21 protein-coding genes and 1 pseudogene are annotated in these 23250 nt (G+C 61.3%); 12 read left to right on the forward strand and 10 right to left on the reverse strand.

All coding sequences use genetic code 11. The annotated features are described in order from the left end of the window. The first annotated feature begins 45 nt into the window (after nt 1-45). On the forward strand, nt 46-2700 hold the full coding sequence (alaS, locus tag ACS4RS_RS17550) for an alanine--tRNA ligase (protein WP_439009948.1): 2655 nt from the start codon (nt 46-48) through the stop codon (nt 2698-2700). A gap of 143 nt (nt 2701-2843) precedes the next feature. After that, entirely contained in the window at nt 2844-3695 is an 852-nt protein-coding gene (locus ACS4RS_RS17555) for a GyrI-like domain-containing protein (protein WP_439009947.1), read from the forward strand. A gap of 46 nt (nt 3696-3741) precedes the next feature. Here the strand turns inward: ACS4RS_RS17555 and ACS4RS_RS17560 are convergent, their stop codons facing one another. The 3 genes from ACS4RS_RS17560 to ACS4RS_RS17570 all read right to left on the reverse strand — a co-directional run bounded on the left by ACS4RS_RS17560 (nt 3742) and on the right by ACS4RS_RS17570 (nt 6163). After that, entirely contained in the window at nt 3742-4368 is a 627-nt protein-coding gene (locus ACS4RS_RS17560; RefSeq protein WP_439009946.1) for a glutathione S-transferase N-terminal domain-containing protein, read from the reverse strand. A gap of 68 nt (nt 4369-4436) precedes the next feature. Then, entirely contained in the window at nt 4437-4883 is a 447-nt protein-coding gene (locus tag ACS4RS_RS17565) for an N-acetyltransferase family protein (protein ID WP_449313759.1), read from the reverse strand. A gap of 68 nt (nt 4884-4951) precedes the next feature. Continuing rightward, a complete protein-coding gene (locus ACS4RS_RS17570; protein WP_003586206.1) occupies nt 4952-6163 on the reverse strand; it encodes an NADP-dependent isocitrate dehydrogenase in 1212 nt (403 codons plus the stop codon). Nucleotides 6164-6349: 186 nt separating this feature from the next. On the opposite strand from ACS4RS_RS17570, the gene ACS4RS_RS17575 reads away from it, so the two are divergent. The 10 genes from ACS4RS_RS17575 to ACS4RS_RS17620 all read left to right on the forward strand — a co-directional run bounded on the left by ACS4RS_RS17575 (nt 6350) and on the right by ACS4RS_RS17620 (nt 17322). Continuing rightward, complete coding sequence (locus ACS4RS_RS17575) at nt 6350-6892, forward strand: hypothetical protein (protein ID WP_439009945.1); 543 nt, start codon at nt 6350-6352, stop codon at nt 6890-6892. A 498-nt stretch (nt 6893-7390) separates the two neighbouring features. Next, the gene (locus tag ACS4RS_RS17580; protein ID WP_439009944.1) at nt 7391-9427 is read left to right on the forward strand and encodes an FUSC family protein; all 2037 of its coding nucleotides are present in this window, start codon (nt 7391-7393) and stop codon (nt 9425-9427) included. Nucleotides 9428-9443: 16 nt separating this feature from the next. Then, the gene (locus ACS4RS_RS17585; protein ID WP_439009943.1) at nt 9444-10274 is read left to right on the forward strand and encodes a TrmJ/YjtD family RNA methyltransferase; all 831 of its coding nucleotides are present in this window, start codon (nt 9444-9446) and stop codon (nt 10272-10274) included. Then, nucleotides 10255-11055, forward strand: coding sequence for a glutamate racemase (gene murI / locus ACS4RS_RS17590; RefSeq protein WP_439009942.1), 801 nt, complete (start codon nt 10255-10257; stop codon nt 11053-11055). Before ACS4RS_RS17585 ends, murI begins: the two co-directional genes overlap by 20 nt. Before the next feature lie 128 nt (nt 11056-11183). Beyond that, nucleotides 11184-12695: a helicase HerA domain-containing protein gene (locus tag ACS4RS_RS17595; protein WP_439009941.1), complete on the forward strand. Its 1512-nt coding sequence runs from the start codon at nt 11184-11186 to the stop codon at nt 12693-12695. Between the two features lie 338 nt (nt 12696-13033). Further along, nucleotides 13034-13651: a 30S ribosomal protein S4 gene (gene rpsD / locus ACS4RS_RS17600; RefSeq protein ID WP_004676212.1), complete on the forward strand. Its 618-nt coding sequence runs from the start codon at nt 13034-13036 to the stop codon at nt 13649-13651. A gap of 72 nt (nt 13652-13723) precedes the next feature. After that, nucleotides 13724-14653: a glutaminase gene (locus ACS4RS_RS17605; protein ID WP_439009939.1), complete on the forward strand. Its 930-nt coding sequence runs from the start codon at nt 13724-13726 to the stop codon at nt 14651-14653. Nucleotides 14654-14710: 57 nt separating this feature from the next. After that, nucleotides 14711-15583, forward strand: coding sequence for a tRNA 2-thiocytidine(32) synthetase TtcA (ttcA, locus tag ACS4RS_RS17610; RefSeq protein ID WP_439009938.1), 873 nt, complete (start codon nt 14711-14713; stop codon nt 15581-15583). Nucleotides 15584-15629: 46 nt separating this feature from the next. Continuing rightward, entirely contained in the window at nt 15630-16457 is an 828-nt protein-coding gene (locus tag ACS4RS_RS17615) for an inositol monophosphatase family protein (protein ID WP_439009937.1), read from the forward strand. A 40-nt stretch (nt 16458-16497) separates the two neighbouring features. Beyond that, entirely contained in the window at nt 16498-17322 is an 825-nt protein-coding gene (locus tag ACS4RS_RS17620) for an inositol monophosphatase family protein (protein WP_439009936.1), read from the forward strand. Between the two features lie 93 nt (nt 17323-17415). Here ACS4RS_RS17620 and ACS4RS_RS17625 read toward each other — a convergent pair whose 3' ends face one another. The 7 genes and pseudogenes from ACS4RS_RS17625 to ACS4RS_RS17655 form a co-directional block, all read right to left on the reverse strand. Continuing rightward, a complete protein-coding gene (locus ACS4RS_RS17625) occupies nt 17416-17892 on the reverse strand; it encodes a GNAT family N-acetyltransferase (protein WP_439009935.1) in 477 nt (158 codons plus the stop codon). A 32-nt stretch (nt 17893-17924) separates the two neighbouring features. Further along, nucleotides 17925-18764 (reverse strand): acyl-CoA thioester hydrolase/BAAT C-terminal domain-containing protein, encoded by an 840-nt coding sequence (locus ACS4RS_RS17630; RefSeq protein ID WP_439009934.1) that lies wholly within the window; start codon nt 18762-18764, stop codon nt 17925-17927. A gap of 24 nt (nt 18765-18788) precedes the next feature. Further along, nucleotides 18789-20069: an MFS transporter gene (locus tag ACS4RS_RS17635; protein ID WP_439009933.1), complete on the reverse strand. Its 1281-nt coding sequence runs from the start codon at nt 20067-20069 to the stop codon at nt 18789-18791. A gap of 35 nt (nt 20070-20104) precedes the next feature. Then, on the reverse strand, nt 20105-21310 hold the full coding sequence (locus ACS4RS_RS17640) for a Bcr/CflA family efflux MFS transporter (protein ID WP_439009932.1): 1206 nt from the start codon (nt 21308-21310) through the stop codon (nt 20105-20107). Between the two features lie 138 nt (nt 21311-21448). Then, nucleotides 21449-21784: a Grx4 family monothiol glutaredoxin gene (gene grxD / locus ACS4RS_RS17645; protein ID WP_003586231.1), complete on the reverse strand. Its 336-nt coding sequence runs from the start codon at nt 21782-21784 to the stop codon at nt 21449-21451. A 143-nt stretch (nt 21785-21927) separates the two neighbouring features. Next, nucleotides 21928-22749 carry a c-type cytochrome gene (locus tag ACS4RS_RS17650; RefSeq protein WP_439009931.1) on the reverse strand — a complete coding sequence of 274 codons (822 nt, stop codon included), beginning with the start codon at nt 22747-22749 and terminating at the stop codon, nt 21928-21930. A gap of 156 nt (nt 22750-22905) precedes the next feature. After that, nucleotides 22906-23155, reverse strand: a pseudogene (locus ACS4RS_RS17655) (hypothetical protein). Between the last annotated feature and the right edge of the window lie 95 nt (nt 23156-23250).

Raw genomic sequence — 23250 nt, forward strand, 5'->3', positions numbered from 1 at the left:
ATGGATTTAGATTTACCTGCCTCCGGCAGCATTGAAGGGCATAGCATGAGCGGTGTGAACGATATCCGGTCGACATTCCTCGACTATTTCAAGAAGAACGGTCATGAGATCGTCTCGTCGAGCCCGCTTGTGCCGCGCAACGACCCGACGCTGATGTTCACCAATGCCGGCATGGTGCAGTTCAAGAACGTCTTCACCGGCCTGGAGAAACGTCCGTATTCGACGGCGACGACTTCGCAGAAATGTGTGCGCGCCGGCGGCAAGCATAACGACCTAGACAATGTCGGCTATACCGCCCGCCACCTGACCTTCTTCGAAATGCTCGGCAATTTCTCGTTTGGCGACTATTTCAAGGAGAATGCGATCGAGCTTGCCTGGAAGCTCGTCACCGAAGGGTTCGACCTGCCGAAACATCGCCTGCTGGTCACCGTCTATTCCGAAGATGAGGAAGCTGCGACGCTGTGGAAGAAGATCGCCGGCTTCTCCGACGACAAGATCATTCGCATCCCGACCTCCGACAATTTCTGGCAGATGGGCGATACCGGCCCCTGCGGCCCATGCTCTGAAATCTTCATCGACCAGGGCGAGAACGTCTGGGGCGGCCCACCCGGTTCGCCTGAGGAAGATGGCGACCGGTTCCTGGAATTCTGGAATCTGGTTTTCATGCAGTTCGAGCAGACGGAGCCCGGCGTTCGCAACCCGCTGCCGCGTCCGTCGATCGATACCGGCATGGGTCTGGAGCGCATGGCCTGCATTCTGCAAGGCGTTCAGAGCGTCTTCGACACGGACCTGTTCCGCACGCTGATCGGCGCCATCGAAGAGACGATGGGCGCCAAGGCTAAGGGCAGCGCCAGCCACCGCGTCATCGCCGACCATTTGCGCTCCTCGGCCTTCCTGATCGCCGATGGGGTGCTGCCGTCGAATGAAGGCCGCGGCTATGTGCTGCGCCGTATCATGCGCCGCGCCATGCGACACGCCCAGCTTCTCGGCGCCAAGGAGCCGCTGATGTACAAGCTGCTGCCGACGCTGGTGCAGGAGATGGGCCGCGCCTATCCGGAACTCGTGCGCGCCGAAGCGCTGATCTCGGAGACGCTGAAACTCGAAGAAGGCCGCTTCCGCAAGACGCTGGAGCGTGGCCTGTCGCTGCTGTCGGATGCGACCACAGATCTCGGTAAGGGCGACATGCTGGATGGCGAGACCGCCTTCAAGCTCTACGACACCTACGGCTTCCCGCTCGACCTGACGCAGGATGCTTTGCGCGCCCGTGAGATCGGCGTCGATATCTCCGGTTTCACCGACGCTATGCAGCGCCAGAAGGCGGAAGCCCGTTCGCACTGGGCCGGTTCCGGCGAGAAGGCAACCGAAACCATCTGGTTCGAGCTTAAAGAAAAGCACGGGGCAACCGAATTCCTGGGTTACGACACCGAAACCGCTGAAGGCGTCGTGCAGGCGATCGTCAGGGAGGGCGCCGTTGCCGAAGAGGTCAAGGCCGGCGACAAGGTGCAGATCGTCGTCAACCAGACGCCGTTCTACGGCGAGTCCGGCGGTCAGATGGGTGATACCGGCGTCATCTCGTCCGACCACGGCAGAATAGAGATATCGGACACGCAGAAGAAGGGTGAAGGCCTCTTCGTGCATTCCGGCGTCGTTGTCGAAGGTGCATTCAAGACCGGCGATGCGGTTGTCCTGACCGTCGATCACGCCCGCCGTTCGCGCCTGCGCGCCAACCACTCGGCAACACACCTGCTGCATGAGGCGCTGCGCGAGGTGCTCGGCACCCATGTCGCGCAGAAGGGTTCGCTGGTTGCGCCCGAGCGGCTGCGTTTCGACGTGTCGCACCCGAAGCCGATGTCGGCCGAGGAGTTGAAGATCGTCGAAGATATGGCCAACGAGATCGTGCTGCAGAATTCGGCTGTCACGACCCGGTTGATGAGTGTCGACGACGCCATCGAGGAAGGCGCGATGGCTCTCTTCGGCGAGAAGTACGGCGATGAAGTGCGTGTCGTCTCGATGGGCACAGGCGTTCATGGCGCAAAGAGCAACAAGCCTTATTCGGTCGAGCTTTGTGGCGGCACGCATGTGTCGGCCACCGGTCAGATCGGCCTGATCCGCGTTCTCGGCGAAAGTGCTGTCGGCGCCGGGGTTCGCCGCATCGAAGCGGTGACCGGTGAATCGGCGCGCGAATATCTGGCCGAGCAGGACGATCGCGTGAAGACGCTGGCTGCCTCGCTGAAGGTTCAGCCTTCGGAAGTTCTGTCGCGCGTCGAAGCGCTGATGGACGAGCGCCGCAAGCTGGAAAAGGAACTGGCCGACGCCAAGCGCAAACTCGCCATGGGCGGCGGGCAGGGCGGCTCGGCCGATGCCGTGCGCGAAGTCGCCGGCGTCAAGTTCCTCGGCAAGTCGATATCGGGTGTCGATCCCAAGGACCTCAAGGGGCTTGCCGATGACGGCAAGACCAGCATCGGCTCCGGCGTCGTTACGCTGATCGGCGTGTCCGACGATGGCAAGGCGAGCGCCGTCGTCGCGGTGACGCCGGATCTCGTCGATCGTTTCAGTGCTGTCGATCTGGTGCGCGTCGCCTCGGCCGCCCTCGGCGGCAAGGGCGGCGGCGGCCGCCCCGACATGGCCCAGGCCGGCGGCCCCGATGGATCGAAGGCCGATGAAGCGATCGAGGCAGTGGCCGTAGCACTCGCCGGCTGATCGGCTGAACCCATTGCAGAGTTTGGAAAGGCGGAGGCTCGGCTTCCGCCTTTTTTTTTTTCGTTGCGCCTCGGGCAAGTCCGCAGGATTTGTCAAATCGGGATATGGTTCTCTGCAACCGATCGATTTGCATGAGGTTTCACATGAATGGCGAAACGGCATGGGCACTTTATGAAAGCCGTCTGAGACGGGTTTCGGCCTATATTCACGACCACCTCGACGAGGAGCTGGATATGGCGCGTCTTGCCGAGATCGCCTGCCTGTCGAGCTATCACTGGCACAGGATCTACCGGGCGATTTACGGCGAGACGCTGGCGGTCACCGTCAAGCGGCTGCGGCTGCATCGCGCAGCGGGCGCGATCGTCGGCACGGAGCTTGCCGTCAGCGAGATTGCAAGGCGATCAGGTTATCCCAATCTCCAATCCTTCACGCGCATTTTCAAGTCGGTCTACGGCATGCCGCCAGGTCGCTATCGGAAAGAGGGAAGCCACACAGCCTTCCAACCCTCACCTAACGGAAAGACCAAAGCCATGTTCGACGTGACCATACGTGAGATCGCACCGACCGATCTGATCGGTGTCGCCCATACCGGCTCCTATATGGAGATCGGCAAAGCCTTCGAGACATTGTTCGGCACGCTTTACGCGCGCAGTCTCGCCAGGCCCGAGATGCGGATGATCGGCGTCTATCTCGACGATCCCGATATTGTGCTGGCCGAAAAGCTGCGCTCGATCGCCTGCGTCACCGGCTCTGCCGATGTTCCGGCCGAAGCGCCGTTCGAGAAGCGCAGGATCGACGGCGGCGACTACGCGGTGCTGCGCCACAAAGGCCCCTATGCCGACATGCACAAGGCCTATCAGTGGCTTTATGCGGACTGGCTGCCCAAATCGGGACGGCAGCTGAAGGACAGCGTCATGTTCGAGGAATATCTCAACAATCCGCGCGACGTGCCGCCGACCGAGTTGATGACGGATATACATATGCCGCTCGCCTGATGGGTGACATTCCGGCGCGGTCACGTGAGAGCCGCGCCGGCGACGATCAGGCCGCCTGCATCGTCTTGCCGGCCTCGTCATCCAGCGCATTGGCGCGCTTATAGGCTTCGCGTTGGCTGATGCGGCCGAAATAATCGACGAAGGCCTGGCGTTTTTCGATGCTGCCGAAACCGAGGCCCCAGCCGATATGCGAGCCGACATAGACGTCGGCGGCGGTGAAGCGTTCCCCGGCAACATAAGTCGAGGCGGAAACGGCCATTTCAAGCGTGTTCATGACGTCGCCGAAGCCACCGCAGCCGGCCATGCGCAACTTCTCCGTCGGAATGTCGAAGCCGAGAGCCTTCATCGTCACCGCCGATTCCAGCGGACCGGCGGCAAAGAACATCCAGCGGTAATAGGCGGCGCGCTCCTGCGGTTTGGGGGCCAGCCCCTCTTCCGGGAAGGTTTCGGCAAGATAGGCGCAGATCGCCGCGCATTCCGTGACGACGGTGTCGCCGTGGCGGATCGCCGGCACCTTGCCCATCGGGTTGACCCGCAGATATTCCGGTGCCTTCATGGTTTCGCCGAAGGTCAGGAGTTCTGTGCGATAGGGCTGACCGATTTCCTCCAGCATCCAGCGCGCGATGCGGCCGCGTGACATCGGGTTTGTGTAGAATACCAATTCTTCGCTCATGACATCCTCCTCCTGTTGCGTCGCTCGGAATCAATAGTGCGGCGCGGTCTTTGTGCAACCCCCGATCTTCAGAGAGCCTTGCGGTACTGGATGAAACCCGAGCGTTCGGCGATCTTGTCGTAGAGCCGCCGGGCCGTTGCATTCGTTTCGTGCGTCATCCAGTAGAGCCTGCCGGCGCCGTTTGTGCGCGCCAGATCGGCGACGGCATCGATCAGAGCGGCACCGGTGCCGAGGCCGCGTTGGCTGTTTTCGACATAGAGATCCTGCAGGTAGCAGGTCCATTGCGGCAGCCAGCAGGAGCGGTGAAAGATGGCATGGACGATGCCGACCAGCCGGCCGTCTTCGCCGAAGGCGCCGAGCGCGTGCATCGGTTCGTCGGGATCGTGAAAGCGAGCCCAGGTGAGATTCGTGGTTTCGGGCGGGATGACCACTTCGTAGAAGCGCTGATACGCTTCCCATAAGGGTTCCCAGGCGGCGCGGTCGGAGGGTTCAAGCGGTCGCAGGATGGCGGTCATCGGTTCGTTCCCAAATAAAAACGGCGGGGAAATCCCCGCCGTTTCAATGCTATCGCGAAAGGACAGGCTTACGCCATGGCCTTCTGCAGGTTCTGGTCGATCTTGTCGAGGAAGGCAGTGGTGGAGAGCCACGGCTGATCCGGGCCGATCAAGAGCGCCAGGTCCTTGGTCATGAAGCCGGATTCGACGGTATCGACGCAGACCTTTTCGAGCGTCGAAGCGAAGCGGGCCAGCTCGGCATTGTCATCGAGCTTGGCGCGATGGGCGAGGCCGCGGGTCCAGGCGAAGATTGAGGCGATCGAGTTCGTCGAGGTTTCCTGGCCCTTCTGGTGCTGACGGTAGTGGCGGGTAACAGTGCCGTGGGCGGCTTCGGCTTCGACCGTCTTGCCATCCGGCGTCAGCAGAACCGAGGTCATCAGGCCGAGCGAACCGAAGCCCTGGGCAACGGTGTCGGACTGGACGTCGCCGTCATAGTTCTTGCAGGCCCAGACATAACCGCCCGACCACTTGAGCGCCGAGGCGACCATGTCGTCGATCAGGCGATGCTCGTAGGTAATGCCGGCTTCCTTGAACTGATCCTTGAATTCGGTCTCGTAGACTTCCTCGAAGATGTCCTTGAAGCGGCCGTCATAGGCCTTGAGGATGGTGTTCTTGGTCGACAGATAGACCGGCCACTTGCGCATCAGGCCGTACATCATCGAGGCGCGGGCGAATTCGCGGATCGATTCGTCTAGATTGTACATGGCCATGGCGACGCCGGCGCCCGGCGCGTTGAAGACTTCCTTCTCGATGACAGTGCCGTCTTCGCCGACGAACTTGATCGTCAGCTTGCCCTTGCCGGGGAATTTGAAATCGGTTGCGCGGTACTGGTCGCCGAAGGCGTGACGGCCGACAACGATCGGCTGCGTCCAGCCGGGAACCAGGCGCGGCACGTTTTTGCAAATGATCGGCTCGCGGAAGATGACGCCGCCGAGGATGTTGCGGATCGTGCCGTTCGGGCTCTTCCACATTTCCTTGAGGTTGAATTCCTTGACGCGGGCTTCGTCCGGGGTGATCGTCGCGCACTTGATGCCGACGCCGTATTTCTTGATGGCGTTGGCGGCGTCGACGGTCACCTGGTCGTTGGTGGCGTCGCGGTTTTCGACGGAGAGGTCGAAATAGTCAATATCGAGGTCGAGATACGGATGGATCAGCTTATCCTTGATGAGCTGCCAGATGATGCGCGTCATTTCATCGCCGTCGAGATCGGCGACGGGGTTGGCGACCTTGATCTTGTTCATGTATCTGCCTCGTAAGCTTGGAAGGGACGGTTGTCCCGGCTGGGTGATGGAGTCCGGAGCGCTATAGCATTGTGCGCCCGGAACGCAAAGCAGAACGGGCAGGGACCTGTCGTTTTTGCCACCATTGCCAAGCGTCGGAAAAGGGCTAGTCTCGCCGCCACAAGCCCCTGAGTCCCGGACATTTCCATGAAGAAGATCGCCATTCTGTTCGCCGGCCTCGCTGCCGCCCTGTCCGCTCTGCCGGGCCCTTCGCTTGCGGCCGATGCGACCGCGCCGGTCGAGGAGATCATGACGGACACGCAGAAGAACTGGGCGGGGGACAATAGCGACTGGATAGACATTTTTGGCGAGGCGATGCTGAGCCGGCTCTACAGCAAGGATTTCGGCGACAAATACAAGGCGGCGGCCCAGAACCCGGCGGCGGACGAGGACGGCATTTCGCCCTTCGACTACGATGTGATCGTCAACGGTCAGGATGCTTGCCCGCTGCAGGACCTATCCTTCGACCGCGGCCAGCCGGCGAATGGCGCCACCGAGGTGACGGTGAAATTCAAGGCAGCGACCTGCATGGAGGGAACGCCCGACAAGGATGCCTTTACGACAGTGCGTTTCGAGGTGATCGAGGAGAATGGCAGGGCCGTTATCGACGACATCATGGTCCAGGGCGGCGAGGGGCAGGGACCGATCTCGCTCAAGGAGGCCATGGTGCAGATCGCCAAGGGCGAATGAGGCGGCCACCCAGTCAGGCCTTATTAGATTTGGCTGCGGTCATATCTGCTAGGTCGTGTACTTGGTCTTGGGCGGGGACACCTTCGGCCAAGTGGATCGGTGCGACACAATCACATCCGCAGATCGGCTGCACCAATTACACTTGAATATCACCCCGACAGCACTCCCGCCCGGCGGCAGAGCCAGCATATTCAGTTCGTCATGGATGCCGCACGGATCACAATAAAGATCATATCGCAGGCCCATAGCAATTACGTCGGGCCATGTGGCGTTCGAGGCCTTGGGCATCTTTTCCCGCGCTCCGCACAGTTTCATCTTTTATGGTTCCGCATACAGGACATAAAGGGAACATCGTTAGGATTCCAGGGCCTCTCAAACCAATCTTATGCTCTCCCGTACGGTAGCCAGCAATGCCAAGGTGTGATTTGATTTTTGTTGCAGCTGGGGTATCTCGCTCTCCGGTACTGCTACCTCCGGCGCGCATGAGGATTGGCAAGGGTGATTTCCGGCTTTGAGTTTCGAGACTGGCTGCTTGCGAATGACCCGGCGCTTTCGCGCCTGCGCATGGGCTCACGCATCACGCTATCGATCGTTCTGTCCTTCGCGATCCTGCTTGCAATCCATATGCTCATCGTGCCGCTGCCGACGGCATCCTATGGGCTTGGCATCGTGCTGTCGATCGAAGGCGGGGTCGCGGTGCGCGACAAGGGTTCGACGCGCCAGCTTATTACCCGATTGCTCGGCTGCCTTGCGAGCGTCGTTGTCGTCGGCATCGCGGCGGCGCTCGAGTCGCAGCGTGTTCTCTCGGATTTCATTTTTCTCGTAGTGATCTTCCTCGCCTCGTCCGGCCGCGTTTACGGCCCGCGCGGCTTTGCAATCGGCATGTTCGCCTTCACGTCCTATTTCATGGGCTCCTATTTTCAGCCGAAGATTGCGGCGCTGCCGCTCGTGGCGATCGGCCCTGTTGTCTCCGCGCTCGTCAGCCATTGGGTGAGGGCTGTGCTCTTGCCCGACAATTGGCGGCGCGACCTGCTGCGCTCGCTGGAAAGCGTACGGGGCCGCATCAACCAGATTCTCTTCAAGCTTGCTGCCCTTGCCGCGGATGGGAAGATCGAAGAGGCAGACCGGCAGGAATTGCGCCAGCTGGAGGAGCGGCTGAAGGAAGTGGTGCTGATGGCGGAAAGCTTCATTCCCCGCCCGCCGGGCGGCGTCTTCGACGGTGCGTCCGCACCGGCCGCGGAGCTGGCGATCCGGCTGTTCGATGCGCATCTGGCGGCTGAGAGCGCAATCGTACTGAGCTTCCAGAGCCCGCCTTCCTTTGCGCTCGTCCATGCCGTCATCGAGGATGACAAGGTGGTGCTTTCGGATGAGGAGACGGCTGTAGCCGATAAAGAGGGGCAGCCGCAGGCCGAAACGGCGCGCGCATTTCTCTGGCTTGCAGCCGCCCGCCGGCAATTGATGGAAACGATCGATTCAGGGCGCCGGTCCAACTTCTCCGAGATTGCCTCGGTTGAAGAGTCCAGCACGACAGCGGCAGTCGATTTTTCGCTGAAAAATCCCCTCATGCGTTCGGCCCTTCAGATCACCTTGGCAGCAGCGATTGCCATGACGCTCGGTCTGGCGCTGTCCCGCGAGCGCTGGTTCTGGGCGGTGCTGGCATCCTTCCTCGTCTTCACCAATACCAATTCGCGCGGCGACACCGCCATCAAGGCGCTGCAGCGGTCGATCGGCACGCTTTTCGGCATCGCTTTCGGCCTGGTGCTGGCGACGCTGCTCGCGGGACATCCGGCGGTTGCCATTGCCGTTTCGGTCATCTGCATCTTCCTTGCCTTCTTTTTCCTGCAGATTTCCTATGCGACGATGACTTTCTTCATCTCGATCGTTCTTTGTCTCGTCTATGGCGTAATGGGTGTCCTGACTTTCGACCTGCTGAAGTTGCGCCTTGAGGAAACCGTCATCGGCGCTGTCGCGGGAACGCTGGTAGCCTTCCTCGTGCTGCCGACGCGCACGCGCGGCGCCCTCGACACGGCGATCGCCAAATGGTTCGACGCCTTGAAGGAGCTGCTGTCGGCCGTTTCGGAGAAGAGAAGCCAGCCCGAGCTTATCGTCGTCTCGCAGAAGGTCGATGCCTGCTACCGAGACATTACGCTTGCCGCGCGCCCGCTCGGCTCGAGCTGGTCCATTGTCACCAGGCCGGGACAAATTCGCCGGACGCTGGCGATTTTTCTTTCCGTTACCTATTGGTCGCGCATTCTGGCGCGGAACCATATCGCTGATGTGGTGGATGATGATCTGAAGCGGCGGATCGCTGCGGATATCGCCACACTGGAAAAGGTGGCAGCTCGCGGCTCGGAATGTTTCATCATCGCCCGCAAGCAGATAAGACCGACGAGCCGCCACCTGCCGCTCTGGCGGGAGGGCGCGCGGCTGGCTGTCGAAATGATCGGCTCGACGTTGGAGCGGCTTTACCCCACGGAGACGCAGGACTTGCCGTTTGCGGCTGGCAAAGCTATTGCGCCCGTCAACCAGGAATAGGAAACACAAAGGCACCATGGCCGGCACCAATAGCGAGCGTCAACTTCTGGCCGAAGGGCCGGTCATCATTTTGGTCGAGCCGCAGATGGGCGAGAATATCGGCATGGTGGCGCGCGCCATGGCGAATTTCGGCCTTGTCGATCTTCGCCTTGTCAATCCGCGCGACGGCTGGCCGAATGAGAAGGCCCAGGCTGCGGCCTCCAAGGCCGATCATGTGATCGAAGGCACCAAGGTCTTCGCCACGCTGGAAGAGGCGATTGCCGATCTCAACTTCGTCTATGCGACGACGGCGCGCAGCCGTGACAACTACAAGCCGGTGCGCTCGCCGGTTTTTGCCGCAGAGACGCTGCGTACAAGATTCCGGGCGGGTGAGGCGACCGGCATTCTTTTCGGCCGCGAACGCTGGGGCCTGACCAACGAGGAAGTGGCGCTTGCCGACGAGATCGTCACCTTCCCGGTCAATCCCGCCTTCGCCTCGCTGAATATCGCCCAAGCCGTGCTGCTCATGTCCTATGAGTGGATGAAATCGGGCATGGAGGATCTGGAAGCCGTGCCGTTCCAGGCCTTGGGGCAGCGCCCGTCCACCAAGGAGCAGCTCTTCGGCCTGTTCGACCAGCTGGAAGAGGCGCTCGATTCGCGTAACTATTTTCATCCGCCCTCGAAAAAGCCGAAAATGGTCGACAACCTGCGCGCAGTCCTCTCCCGCCGGGCATTCACGGAACAGGAAATCAGCGTGCTGCGCGGCGTCATCTCCTCCCTCGACCGCTTTACGCGCAACAGTCCGCGTAAAGGCGGTTTCACCCGATCCGGCAAGGATGCGCCCACCGATGACAGCGCCGACGAATGAGCTGAAACCTATCCTTCTCTTCGATTCCGGCATAGGCGGGCTGACCGTCTTGCGCGAGGCGCGCGTGCTGATGCCGGAGCGCGGCTTCATCTATGTTGCCGACGATGCCGGCTTTCCCTATGGCGGCTGGGAGGAACAAGCGCTGAAGGAGCGGATCATCGGGCTCTTCCGCAAGCTGCTGACGGAGTATGACCCCGAAGTCTGCATCATCGCCTGCAACACCGCCTTCACGCTCGTCGGCGCCGACCTGCGCGCCGCCTTTCCCCAAATGACCTTTGTCGGCACGGTGCCGGCGATCAAACCGGCGGCGGAGCGCACGCGCTCGGGCCTGGTTTCGGTGCTCGCCACCCCCGGCACGGTGAGACGAGCCTATACGCGCGATCTCATCCAATCCTTCGCGCAGCAATGCCATGTCCGCCTCGTCGGCTCTGAGAACCTGGCGCGCATGGCCGAAGCCTATATTCGCGGCGACGCCGTCTCCGACGACGCCGTGGTTGCGGAAATCGACCAGTGTTTCGTCGAGAAGGACGGTCAAAAGACCGATATCGTCGTGCTGGCCTGCACCCATTATCCTTTCATGGCCAATCTTTTCCGGCGGCTTGCGCCCTGGCCGGTCGACTGGCTTGATCCGGCTGAAGCAATCGCGCGGCGCGCCCGCACGCTGGTGCCAGCGGCGGCCGATGCGGTGCATCCCGATAATTTCGACTTCGCAGTCTTCACGTCGGGCTACCAGGATTTCGCGACACGGCGGCTGATGCAAGGTTTCGGCCTGAGAGCATGAAGGGAATTGTCCTGTGGGTTGGCGAAATCCGGCCCTGAAAATCAGCAGATTCTTTGATAGACGGGGCGATGCCGTTTCGGAAGAATGGCGCTTCACTCATGTGAGTCTCTTCGTCGCGAGGATCAGCATTGCAAGTTGGCATCGATATGGGATTGGCGTCCGGCAGCCCGGCGACGCTCGATATCGAGGAGCTGCTGGCGACCCGTCTGCTCGTCCAGGGCAATTCCGGATCGGGCAAGTCGCATCTTTTGCGCCGCCTGCTCGAGCAATCCGCGCAGTGGGTGCAGCAGGTCATCATCGATCCTGAGGGTGATTTCGTCACCCTCAGCGACAGGTTCGGCCATGTCGTCGTCGATGGCGAGCGCACCGAGGCGGAGCTGGCGGGTATCGCCAACCGCATCCGCCAGCATCGCGTTTCCTGCGTGCTGACGCTTGAAGGCCTCGATATCGAACAGCAGATGCGCGCGGCCGCAGCCTTCCTCAACGGCATGTTCGATGCGGATCGCGAATATTGGTATCCAGTTCTCGTCGTCGTCGACGAGGCGCAGATGTTCGCCCCCTCCGTCGGCGGCGATGTCGCGGAAGATGCGCGCAAGATGTCGCTCGGGGCAATGACCAACCTGATGTGCCGCGGCCGCAAGCGCGGGCTTGCCGGGGTGATTGCGACGCAGCGGCTCGCCAAGCTCGCCAAGAACGTCGCAGCCGAGGCCTCGAACTTCCTGATGGGCCGCACCTTTCTTGATATCGACATGGCGCGCGCCGCCGACCTGCTCGGCATGGACCGCCGCCAGGCCGAGATGTTCCGCGATCTGAAGCGCGGCAATTTCGTCGCCCTCGGACCGGCGCTATCACGCCGGCCGCTGCCGATTCAGATCGGCGCGGTGGAAACTTCGGCGCGCTCCTCCAGCCCGAAGCTGATGCCGCTGCCGGATGCGCCGCAGGATGTCGAGGATCTGATCTTTACGCCCGATCCGGAGGAATTCCAGCGCCCGCTGGTGCGCCGTGCGCCGCCGGCGCCGCGGCCGACCACCGACATTCTGGCGGAGCTCTCACGCTCGACGCCGACGGCGTCGCCCGCACCTGTCGAGGCGAGGGCGAGCCAGGTGGAAATCTCAGCCGAAGAGCGCGAGGAACGCCTCGCCGGCGTGCTTGCAGAAATACTCGACGATCCCACCTCCGCCTTCCGCACCGATTCCGTGCTCTACCAGGATTTTCTCGTGCGGCTGCGCATGCGCCGCGTGCCGGGACCGCCGGTCGCGCTGCCGGATTTCCGCCGGCGCGTGGCGATCTCTCGCTCCGGCGTCGATGCCGCGACAGCCGCGAGCGAAGAGTGGGCAACGGCGCTATCGCTGTCATCAGCTGTCACCGACGACCTGCAGGGTGTCTTCCTGATGCTCGCCAAGGCCGCCGTCTGTGGTGAGCCGTGCCCGCCGGATGCCCGCATTGCCCGCGCCTACGGCACCCATTCGGCGCGGCGCGCCCGCCGCCTGCTCGGTTATTTCGAGGAGCAGGGGATTGTCGTCGTGCACACGGATTTCTCCGGCAAACGCATTGTCGCCTTCCCCGACATGAATTGCCAGACTGCGCCGGGCGACGCGAACGCGCCCGATACGGGCGATCAGCCGCTGGCTGCGGAATAGTGGCGCTTTCGGGCTCTAGAACAGGATGATTTTAGGCCTGCTCGGCCTAAAATCTGAATCCTGTTCTCAATTAAAGAGTTAGAGCATGATGTCGTCCGAAAACCGCATACACTTTTCGGCATCATGCTCTAGCGCAGTTGACATTTTCATGACGGGCCTCTAAAGACCGCGCCAAGCACCGGGCAGCAATGTCCGGTGTTTCATTTGACATGTCCCGTGGATCGTTTCTGTTCGCGTAACCGAAACATCCTGTCAGATTTCGGCAGAGATCAGAGGAGGGCGTGTTTCCTTCGCTCGGTTTGGCAACAAACCGGCATAAACCTTTGAAAGGAAATGCGATGAGCAAGCGCGAATCGTCCAAGTACAAAATTGACCGCCGTATGGGCGAAAACATCTGGGGCCGTCCGAAGTCCCCGGTGAACCGCCGCGAATACGGCCCGGGCCAGCACGGTCAGCGCCGCAAGGGCAAGCTTTCGGACTTCGGTGTGCAGCTGCGCGCCAAGCAGAAGCTCAAGGGCTACTACGGCGACCTGCGCGAAAAGCAGTTCCGCGCGATCTTCGCTGAAGCCGACCGCCGCAAGGGCGACACTTCGGAAAACCTGATCGGCCTGCTGGAATCGCGCCTCGACGCGATCGTCTATCGCGCCAAGTTCGTTCCGACGGTCTTTGCTGCCCGTCAGTTCGTCAACCACGGCCACGTGACCGTCAACGGCGTCCGCGTCAACATCGGTTCTTACCGCTGCAAGGCCGGCGACGTCATCGAAGTTCGCGAGAAGTCGAAGCAGCTTGTGACAGTTTTGGAAGCCGTCAGCCTCGCCGAGCGCGACGTTCCTGATTATATCGAAGTCGATCACAACAAGATGGTCGCCACCTTCGGTCGCGTTCCGACGCTCAGCGACGTTCCGTTCCCGGTCGTCATGGAACCGCATCTGGTCGTCGAATTCTATTCGCGTTAAGAAAAACTAGGCGTTTTCGCTTATGGAAAAGCCGCTCTTTCGGGCGGCTTTTTTGTTATTCGGAGAGAAGCGATGGCGGATCTGCAGGCAATCCTCGATAGTATCCATACCGATATCCTGCCGCGCATCGGCGAGGGCAAGGTCGCTGACTATATTCCCGAGCTTGCCAAGGTGGATCCACGGCAGTTCGGCATGGCGATCGTCACCGTCGACGGCAAGGTCTACCGTGTCGGCGATGCCGACATTGCCTTCTCGATCCAGAGCATCTCCAAGGTCTTCATGCTGACCTTGGCGCTCGGCAAGGTCGGCGAGAGCCTCTGGAAGCGCGTCGGGCGAGAACCATCCGGATCGCCCTTCAATTCCATCGTCCAGCTTGAGCATGAGAGTGGCATCCCGCGCAATCCCTTCATCAATGCCGGCGCGATTGCCGTCAGCGATGTCGTCATGGCCGGCCATGCGCCGCGCGAGGCGATCGGCGAATTGCTGCGCTTCGTGCGTTATCTCGCCGATGACGAATCGATCACCATCGACGACAAGGTGGCGCGCTCGGAAACGCAGACAGGATACCGCAATGTCGCGCTTGCCAACTTCATGCGCGCCTACCGCAATCTGGATCATCCCGTCGACCACGTGCTCGGCGTCTATTTCCATCAATGCGCGCTGTCGATGAGCTGCGAGCAGCTGGCCCGCGCCGGGTTGTTCCTGGCGGCGCGCGGCAGCAATCCGATGACCGGTCATTCGGTGGTCTCACCGAAGCGGGCGCGGCGCATCAATGCGCTGATGCTGACCTGCGGCCACTACGACGGCTCTGGTGACTTTGCCTATCATGTCGGCCTGCCCGGCAAGAGCGGTGTGGGCGGCGGCATCTTCGCGGTTGCGCCTGGCATTGCCTCGATCGCCGTCTGGTCGCCGGGCCTGAACAAGGTCGGTAACTCGCAGCTCGGCGCCGTGGCGCTGGAAATGCTGGCGGCACGCACCGGCTGGTCGGTTTTCGGCGATTGACGCTGTGTTGGCGAACTCGTTTCTGCTAAGGCAGACAGACCTCGATAGGACGACGCAATGAATATCGCAGCCAATATTGCGGATGATCTGGAAAGCGGCGATGCCAACGGCAGCGTCGGCCATGCGCTTTTTGCGGATGCTCCGCGTTCGGTCTCCTTCAACAAGCTGCGCAAACGGCTGCTCAGGCAGGTGCGCCAGGCCTTCGACGATTTCGATATGCTGAAGGGGCAGAAGCGCTGGCTGGTCGGCCTTTCCGGCGGCAAGGATTCCTACGGGCTGCTGGCGCTGCTGCTCGATCTGCAGTGGCGCGGGCTGCTGCCGGTCGAGCTTGTTGCCTGCAATCTCGACCAGGGGCAGCCGAACTTTCCAAAACATGTATTGCCGGATTATCTGACCAAAATCGGGGTGCGGCATCGGATCGAATATCGGGATACCTATTCGATCGTGAAGGAGAAGGTGCCCGAAGGGGCGACCTATTGCTCGCTCTGTTCGCGGCTGCGCCGTGGCAATCTCTACCGCGTCGCCCGGGAAGAGGGCTGCGATGCGCTGGTGCTCGGCCACCACCGCGAGGACATTCTCGAAACCTTCTTCATGAATTTCTTCCACGGCGGGCGGCTTGCCTCCATGCCGGCGAAGCTTCTGAACGACGAGGGTGACCTGATGGTGCTGCGGCCGCTTGCCTATGCCGCCGAGGACGACCTCGCGAAGTTTGCCGCCGCCATGCGCTTCCCGATCATCCCCTGCGATCTCTGCGGCTCGCAGGACGGGCTGCAGCGCAATGCGATGAAGGATATGCTTGCCGATATCGAGCGGCGCATGCCGGGACGCCAGGACACGATGCTGCGGGCGCTTTCGCATGTGAACCCGTCGCATCTGCTTGATCCGAAACTCTTCGACTTTTCCACCCTTGGTGTCACCGATCCTTCATGAAAATCCGGCTAAGCAGCTGGCTATTGTATGAAGCGCAGGAATTCGCATGACCATTTCAGATCAGGATATTCTCTTTCTCGGCGATTGCGTGAAGGAGGCGGCACGCGCGGAAATCATGCCGCGTTTCCGCAATCTCGGCGCCGCCGACGTCTCGGAAAAGACCTCGGCAACCGATCTGGTGACGCAGGCCGATCTGCTCGCCGAACACCGGATCACCGCGGCACTGAAAGAGCGCTTTCCCGTGGCCCTCGTCGTTGGCGAGGAAGCCTATGATGCCGACCGGTCCGTCGTGCCGGCCCTTGCCGATGCCGAGCTTGCCTTCGTCATCGACCCCGTCGACGGCACCTTCAATTTCGCCGCCGGGCTTCCCGTCTTCGGGACGATGCTGGCGGTCACCGTCAGGGGCGAAACGGTCGCCGGCATCATTCACGATCCCGTTCTCGGCGACACCGTGACGGCGATCAAAGGGGCGGGCGCTTTCCTGACGCGGCAGGATGGGCAATCGAGCAGACTGAAGGTGGCTGAGCCCGCCGCCTTGAACCAGATGGTCGGCGGCATCTCGTGGGGTCATATGGATGACCCGGACCGCTCGCGCATTTCAGCCAACATGGCGAAGATCAGGATGACCTTCGCCTTCAACTGCTCGGCCTATGAATATTGGATGGTCGCCTCAGGCAAACTGCATTTCATCGGTCATGCGAAGCTGATGCCCTGGGATCATCTGGCCGGCGTGCTGGCGCATCAGGAGGCCGGCGGCTATACGGCGAAATTCGACGGCTCGCCCTATCGCCCGGGCGAGACGACGGGCGGCATCATCTCCGCACCCGACAAAGAAAGCTGGCAGTTGATCCGGCGGGAGATCATCGGCATCTGATTTGGGCCCTTAGCGAGGGGCCGGACCGAAAGGATTTGACATGACTGCGACTGTCGACGTGACCGTTCTTGCCGATCTCTTGCGCCGTGCCGCGAAAGCGGAGATCCTGCCGCGCTTCCGCCGGCTTGGCGAGAATGACGTGCGCGCCAAGAGCGAGGCGACCGATCTCGTCACCGAGGCCGACGAGCAGGCCGAGCGGATGATCAAGGCGGAAGCAGAGCGGCTTTGGCCGGGGGCGTTGTTCCTCGGCGAAGAATCGGTCGCAGCCGAGCCGGCATTGCTCGGCAGGCTCGCAGATGCCGATCTAGCCATCGTCGTCGACCCGGTCGACGGCACGTTCAATTTCGCCGCCGGCATCCCGGCCTTCGGTGTCATGGCCTCGGTCATTTCAGGCGGCGAGACCATTGCCGGCATCATCTACGATCCGATGGGCGATGACTGGGTGATGGCGGAAAAAGGAGCCGGCGCTTGGCTGCGGCGGCCGGATGGCGAAGCACGGCGGCTGCGCGCGGCCGAGCCTGTCGCGCTCGACCAGATGGTCGGCATGGCCTCGACAGGCTACCTGCCGCAGGAGAAGCGGGCCGAGATTCTCGGCAATCTCGCCAAGGTCCGCTTCCTCACCAACTACCGCTGTGCCGCCCATGAATACCGCACCCTTGCGGGCGGCCACGTGCACTACCTGATCTACAACAAGCTGATGCCCTGGGACCATCTGGCCGGCACGCTGATCTCGCAGGAAGCCGGCGCTTATGCCGCCCGTTTCGACGGCTCGCCCTACCTGCCGCACCATCTCGATGGTGGGCTGCTGGTTGCGCCCGACAAGGCCTCGTGGGATGTGCTGCGCCGTGAGGTCGTCACGGTCTGAACGAATGAAACCAGCCGCAGAACGCTGATTTTGCGGCTGGATTCTGACAGGGGAGGCTGGCTTCGTTCGATAACATGTATCGTCGGTTCGGCCCTACTCCGCGTAGAGCTTTTCCATGAGGAAATTTTCCAGGCTTTGCCCGCGTTTCTCGATGGTTTGCGCTGTTGTCACGCGGAAACCCTTTCGGTCGAAAAACGGGCGCGCGGTTCGGCTGGCTTCCGTATAAATTCGCCTGAATCCGAGCACCCGAGCTTCCTCCTCGACCCTGCTCAACAGCCGGGTTGCGACACCGAGCCCCTGAAATTCAGGGTGGACGAACATCATGTCCAGGCATCCGTCGGTGGTCAGATCGGAAAATCCGACCGGCTCGCCGGCGATTTCAGCGATCCAGGCAGGGCTGCTTCTCCTGCGCTCCGCCCATCGGTCGCGATCTTCCACCTTCGCCCAAGCCTCTATCTGAGCGGCTGAATAGTCTTTCGACGAGATTTCCCTGACGGCGCGCAGAAAAATGTCAATTGTCGCGTCCACGTCGCTTGGCGCGTAGGGTCTGATTAGAATTCGGTCGTCCATCGGAATGCCTTTTGCACACTGCCGCCGCCACGCTACAGAATAGCGAGAATGTGTTCCCACGCCCGTCGCCCCAATTCGGCGTCGGCTTCATCACTTCCACCGTGAGCATGCAGCGATGACCGGGGCGTCGTTTCGCCCGGCAGCAGAACGCGGTGACCTGCATTTTCTCCCAATACTAGCTGCGTGGTTAGGCCCGCATCCGCGCGTCGCCGAACAATCGACGCAGCAAATGTGGCCGATGGCCAAAGCGCGTCATCGCAACCTGCTACGAGCAGAATTTCGGCGTCTGTTTTCTCCGAAGGAATAGCTGCCGCTTGGGTCTCGGATTGGTGCACGTCAAGACTTCGTTCGAACAGGCCCCTATAGGTAACGAGTCCCTCTCTGTATTCCGGCACCCATGCAGGATCCGACGAGACAAAAGGAAGCGGCGTGCCTTGCAACGTCCACGACGAGCGTTCCGGCCAACTGATGCCATCAACACCTCGACCGATATTTCCCCATACGACCGAGGAAGGACTTATCGCGACAGCAGCACTGACGCGCGGGTCGTAAACCGCTGTGAGTAGCGCAGCTTCGGCGCCTTTCGACGTCCCAACGAGCACAATACGTTTGCAGCCGAATTCCACCATATAATCTATGGCAGCAAAAAAGGTTTCCAGCGGCACCTTGCAGATGCCCGGCACCTGGCCTTCGCCGCCGAACCAACGAAGAGCGATGGCCGTTGCCCCTTGGCTCGCAAACAACTTGGCGCGATCCGAATCCACACGGCCACTGGAGCCGGCGAGCACCACGACGCCGGTGCCGATGTCCCGTTCGGGGCGGAATATCTCGCCCTGCAGTCCCGGAGGGAGACGGTGCTGTCCTGTATCCAAAACCCGGCCCTCCGAGGGCTTCCGTCAGAAATGGGCGGCACCCGGATCGAGCTGCGGGCTGTCGCCGGGATGGGTGAAGAGCTTGCCGTTCTCAGCCCAAAGAGTGGCTGCGATTGTCACCAAACCGAAGAGCGCGAAACCGCCGAAGAGCGGCTGCACCGTGCCGTTGAACATCTGGCCGACCAGGCCGCCGAGAATGGCGCCTGCCGTCGTCGAGACGAATCCGGTGACGGCGGTTGCTGTGCCGGCGAGATTGCCCATCGGCTCGAGGCTGATGGCGGTAAAATTGGTGGCGATGACGGCAAACATCATCAGCACGATGGTGAAGATGCTGTAAGCGATGGCGAAATCAGGCTTACCGGCCAACGCGATGACGAAACCTAGAGCCGACAGCGCGGTGAAGATCAGCAAAGCGGCGTGCGAGATGCGGCGCATGCCGAATTTGCGGACGAAGAAACCATTGGCGAAGTTGGCGACGGCGATGCCGCCGGCGGTGGCGGCAAAGGCGATCGGCAGCCAGTCGCCGAGGCCATAGACCTCGCCGAAGACCTGCTGCACCGAGATCACATAGGCGCTGATGACGCCGGTGAACATGGTGAGGCCGATCATGTAGCCGCAGGTGATGCGGTTGGTGAGCACGGTCTTGAAGCCATCCACGACGGAGCCGACCGAGAGCGGCAGGCGCTCTTCCGGCGGCAGCGATTCCTTCAGCCGCAGAAGCGCCCAGACGAACAGGATGGTGGCGGTGACGCCGAGCAGGATGAAGATCCAGTGCCAGTTGGCATACAGGATGATCAGCTGGCCGACGGAAGGGGCGACGATCGGCACGATCATGAAGACGATCATCACATAGGACATGACACGGGCCATCTCGCGTCCGCCGAAGCAGTCGCGAACGATCGCCATGGTGGTGATGCGCACCGCCGCACCGCCCACGCCCTGAACGAAACGCATGATGAGCAGCATTTCGAAGCTGCCGGTTGCCGCGGCGGCAAACATGCCGATCACGTAGCAAACCAGGCCGCCGAGCAGGATGTTGCGGCGGCCGAACGTATCCGACAGGCTGCCGAAGAATATTTGCGAGACGCCGAAGCCGAGAAAAAACACGCCGATGATCAGCTGCGCGTCATTGGTATTGGTGACGCCAAGGGAATGGCCAATATTGGGCAATGCCGGCAGCATGCTGTCGATGGCCATGGCGATGCTGGCGGTCATGATGGCGATGGTGACGACGAACTCGCCGAAACCCATGCCGATGCGGCGGGAGCCCTGGTTTTCCTGGTGCGGTTTATGCGGCGGCGTCATGTGGTGAAATCCTGGATGCGGAGGAGGCCGGCCGTTCAGACGGCCGGGTTCTGCTGTTGGAAGAGGCGGCCCTTTTCGGCGATCAGCACGAAGACCAGCCCGATGATCGACACGATGAAATAACCGGCGACCATCGGAAGCGCAGTGCCGTCGAAAGCCTGGCCGATGCCGGCGCCGATGAGGGCGCCGCCGACCGTGCTCATGAAGCCGAGGACGGAGGAGGCGGTGCCGGCGACGTGGCCGAGGGGCTCCATGGCGAGCGAGTTGAAGTTCGAGCCGATCCAGCCGAACTGGAACATGGCGAGGCCGAAGAAGGAGATGAACAGAGCGAAAGGCATCGGCTCGGAACTCGCCATCTGGACGATCAGCCAGATGGTGTTGATGGTGATGAAACCGATGAGCGAGCCGTGCGACAGGCGGCGCATGCCGAGTTTGCCGACGAAGCGTGAGTTGAAAAAGGACGACAGCGACATGAAGATCGCCACGCCGGCAAAGGCGAAGGGGAAATAGACGCCGAGATCGTAAATGCCGACATAGACCTGCTGGGCGGAATTGATGAAGCCGAACAGCGCGCCGAAGATGAAGGTGCTGGCGATGGTATAGCAAAGCGCGATGCGATTGGTCAGCACCAGCTTGAAGGCGCCGAAAATCGAGCGGGCGGTGAAGGGGCGGACATTCTGTGGATGCAGGGTTTCCGGCAGGCGGATGTAAGCCCAGACGGCGATTGCAATCGCCATGGCGGCGATGAAGAGGAAGATCAGGTGCCAGTTGCCGAAGAACATGACGATCTGGCCGGTGCCTGGTGCAATCACCGGCACGATCATGAAGACCATCATGATCAGCGACATGACTTCGGCCATCTGCCGGCCGCCATAGATGTCGCGGACAATGGAGACGGTGATGACGCGGGTCGCCGCCGAACCGACGCCTTGGACGAAGCGCAGGGCAAGCAAGCCTGCGAAGGAGGGGACGAAGACGATACTGATGGCGGAGAGAATGTAGATGACGAGACCGATCAACAGCGGCGTGCGGCGGCCGAAGCGGTCAGACAGCGGTCCGTAGAATAACTGGGCGCAGCCGAAGCCGAGCAGATAGGTGGAAACGACGAACTGGCGATGATTTTCGCTCTCGACGCCGAGGCTCGCGCCGATCTGCTGCAGGGCCGGCAGCATGATATCGATCGCCAGAGAGTTGACGGCCATCAGGAAGGCGGCGAGCGCGATAAATTCTCGCTTGCCCATGGGCAGGCGGCCCGCGGACACGGCGTGTGATGAATCTGTCACAATGAAATTCCCATAAACAGGCTAAGGCGCTGCTAGCCGCAGCGCCTCGGTCTCAAGATTACAGATTTGGAAACCGGGCGGACGCCCGGTGACCGGTCAGGCGGCGCCGCGCACGGTGATGCCGTTTTCCTGGAGATGCTGCTGCAGCTCACCGGCCTGGAACATTTCCCGGACGATATCGCAGCCGCCGACGAACTCACCCTTGATGTAAAGCTGCGGGATCGTCGGCCAGTTGGAATATTCCTTGATCCCTTGGCGGATCTCCGAATCGGCGAGCACGTTGACGCCTTTGTAGTCGACACCGATGTAATCGAGAATCTGCACGACCTGTCCGGAGAAACCGCACTGCGGAAACTGCGGCGTGCCCTTCATGAAGAGGACGACGTCGTTGCTCTTGATTTCGTTGTCGATGAATTCGTGAATGCCGCTCATAGGACCTGATCCTTTCAACAGGCGGGTTAAAGGCCCGCCGTTTCAATCGTTGCCTTTAGATAGCATGCGACGGCAGGAATTCCAGCCGCCCCAACCAAAAAAAGACAATTTGGTCAGACCACTCAAGGATTGTTGCCATCGCGTTACGGTTGCCGGGTGAGATAGGCCTGAATCTGTTCTATTTCGATATCCGTGAAATAGCGGAAATCCCATTGCGAAACCTGCGTCATCACGCCGAGATCACGGCCTCCGATACCCTTGCCGGTCCGCAGCAGCGTCTTGAAATCCGCAGCCGAATAGGATTGCGCTAGGGGCTTCAGCGCCGGGGCGCGAAAAGCTTCGGACTGCTTTGCCGTATCGAGATTGTGACAATGGCTGCAGTCGGTTCTGAAGGCATATTCACCGATATCGGCCGGGCGCGTGGCGGCGGGGGTGAGACCGGCGGGCACCAGATCGGCCTCGAAGGGAATCTTGTCGAGCGCCAGACCCACTCGGCCGAGCGGTCCCCATTGCGTCCCTCCCGCCACGGCGTCGGGAAGCTGCCTCAGGCTGCGCAGCCAGGCGATGAGTGCCGCCATGTCGTCGTCGGTGATATTGGCGAAATTGCCAGCCGGCATGATGACGGCGCCGGTGCCGTCCTTCTTGACGCCCTGGCGGATGAGGCGCACGAGTTCTGCATCGTTGTACATGGGCACCAGGCGGGTCAGGTTCGGCGCGACGATGCGACCGACGCCTGGCTCGTCGAGCAGGATGTTGCCCGCATCGTGATGACAGCCGCCGCACATCAGCGTGCGGGCGCGCCGTTCGGCTTCGTCAGCGGGCAGCGTCGTCTCGACGGCAAAATCGTCGGTCGCGACGTCATAGGTCCTGGATAGACGCATCTCCGACAAGGCGTAGATGCCGACAACGGCGATAAGACAGATCGCGACCAGCGCCGCGAGGACGATTTTTAGAATGCGTTTCATCGGTCAGGGCCCCCAAAGACCTTGTGCAGGCAGATGTGCCGCGCTCCATCGTGACAATCCGTTTGACATCGGCATAGGCGGGCGCCGGCTTTTGTTGCCGCGGCATCGAGCCGGCGCGGGATATGGGAAATCTGCAAGATCGATGCCGGGCAACCGCTAGCTGCGGCGCTGGCGGCTGCGGCCAGCGGCGGTTCGGCGTTTGCTGACCTGTTTGCGGGCGGGCTTGCGTGTCGCCGCAGCCGTCTTGCGTGCGGTCGAGGCTGGCTTGCGCGCTGCAGCCGGTCGACGAACTGCGCGTTTTACGCTTCTTGCGCTTCGTCGTGGCGCGGCCGGTGGTTTTCTTCAGGATTTCCTTCAGCACGCTGTCGACGACGCCTGATATCAATTCTTTGACTAGGTCGGCCACAAAACCCCTCCGTTCGTGGTGGAAACGACATGCCTGCTATTGAATTCCGGAAGAGTTCGGTTAGCAAGACGGCTTCGAGACCGGAGCTGCTTTTT

The organism is Rhizobium sp. F40D2 (assembly GCF_051810745.2).
In the GTDB taxonomy this organism is placed as follows: Bacteria; Pseudomonadota; Alphaproteobacteria; order Rhizobiales; family Rhizobiaceae; genus Rhizobium.

What these genes read in the sequence shown, in the direction of transcription:
- ACS4RS_RS17585 (WP_439009943.1), top strand. Translation starts at nt 9,444, where the DNA reads ATGGCCGGCACCAATAGCGAGCGTCAACTTCTGGCCGAAGGGCCGGTC.
- ACS4RS_RS17620 (WP_439009936.1), top strand. Translation starts at nt 16,498, where the DNA reads ATGACTGCGACTGTCGACGTGACCGTTCTTGCCGATCTCTTGCGCCGT.
- ACS4RS_RS17650 (WP_439009931.1), bottom strand. Translation starts at nt 22,749, where the DNA reads ATGAAACGCATTCTAAAAATCGTCCTCGCGGCGCTGGTCGCGATCTGT.
- ACS4RS_RS17635 (WP_439009933.1), bottom strand. Translation starts at nt 20,069, where the DNA reads ATGACGCCGCCGCATAAACCGCACCAGGAAAACCAGGGCTCCCGCCGC.
- murI (WP_439009942.1), top strand. Translation starts at nt 10,255, where the DNA reads ATGACAGCGCCGACGAATGAGCTGAAACCTATCCTTCTCTTCGATTCC.
- alaS (WP_439009948.1), top strand. Translation starts at nt 46, where the DNA reads ATGAGCGGTGTGAACGATATCCGGTCGACATTCCTCGACTATTTCAAG.
- ACS4RS_RS17640 (WP_439009932.1), bottom strand. Translation starts at nt 21,310, where the DNA reads ATGGGCAAGCGAGAATTTATCGCGCTCGCCGCCTTCCTGATGGCCGTC.
- ACS4RS_RS17560 (WP_439009946.1), bottom strand. Translation starts at nt 4,368, where the DNA reads ATGAGCGAAGAATTGGTATTCTACACAAACCCGATGTCACGCGGCCGC.
- ACS4RS_RS17615 (WP_439009937.1), top strand. Translation starts at nt 15,630, where the DNA reads ATGACCATTTCAGATCAGGATATTCTCTTTCTCGGCGATTGCGTGAAG.
- ACS4RS_RS17565 (WP_449313759.1), bottom strand. Translation starts at nt 4,883, where the DNA reads ATGACCGCCATCCTGCGACCGCTTGAACCCTCCGACCGCGCCGCCTGG.
- ACS4RS_RS17570 (WP_003586206.1), bottom strand. Translation starts at nt 6,163, where the DNA reads ATGAACAAGATCAAGGTCGCCAACCCCGTCGCCGATCTCGACGGCGAT.
- rpsD (WP_004676212.1), top strand. Translation starts at nt 13,034, where the DNA reads ATGAGCAAGCGCGAATCGTCCAAGTACAAAATTGACCGCCGTATGGGC.
- ttcA (WP_439009938.1), top strand. Translation starts at nt 14,711, where the DNA reads ATGAATATCGCAGCCAATATTGCGGATGATCTGGAAAGCGGCGATGCC.
- ACS4RS_RS17605 (WP_439009939.1), top strand. Translation starts at nt 13,724, where the DNA reads ATGGCGGATCTGCAGGCAATCCTCGATAGTATCCATACCGATATCCTG.
- ACS4RS_RS17555 (WP_439009947.1), top strand. Translation starts at nt 2,844, where the DNA reads ATGAATGGCGAAACGGCATGGGCACTTTATGAAAGCCGTCTGAGACGG.
- grxD (WP_003586231.1), bottom strand. Translation starts at nt 21,784, where the DNA reads ATGAGCGGCATTCACGAATTCATCGACAACGAAATCAAGAGCAACGAC.
- ACS4RS_RS17625 (WP_439009935.1), bottom strand. Translation starts at nt 17,892, where the DNA reads ATGGACGACCGAATTCTAATCAGACCCTACGCGCCAAGCGACGTGGAC.
- ACS4RS_RS17575 (WP_439009945.1), top strand. Translation starts at nt 6,350, where the DNA reads ATGAAGAAGATCGCCATTCTGTTCGCCGGCCTCGCTGCCGCCCTGTCC.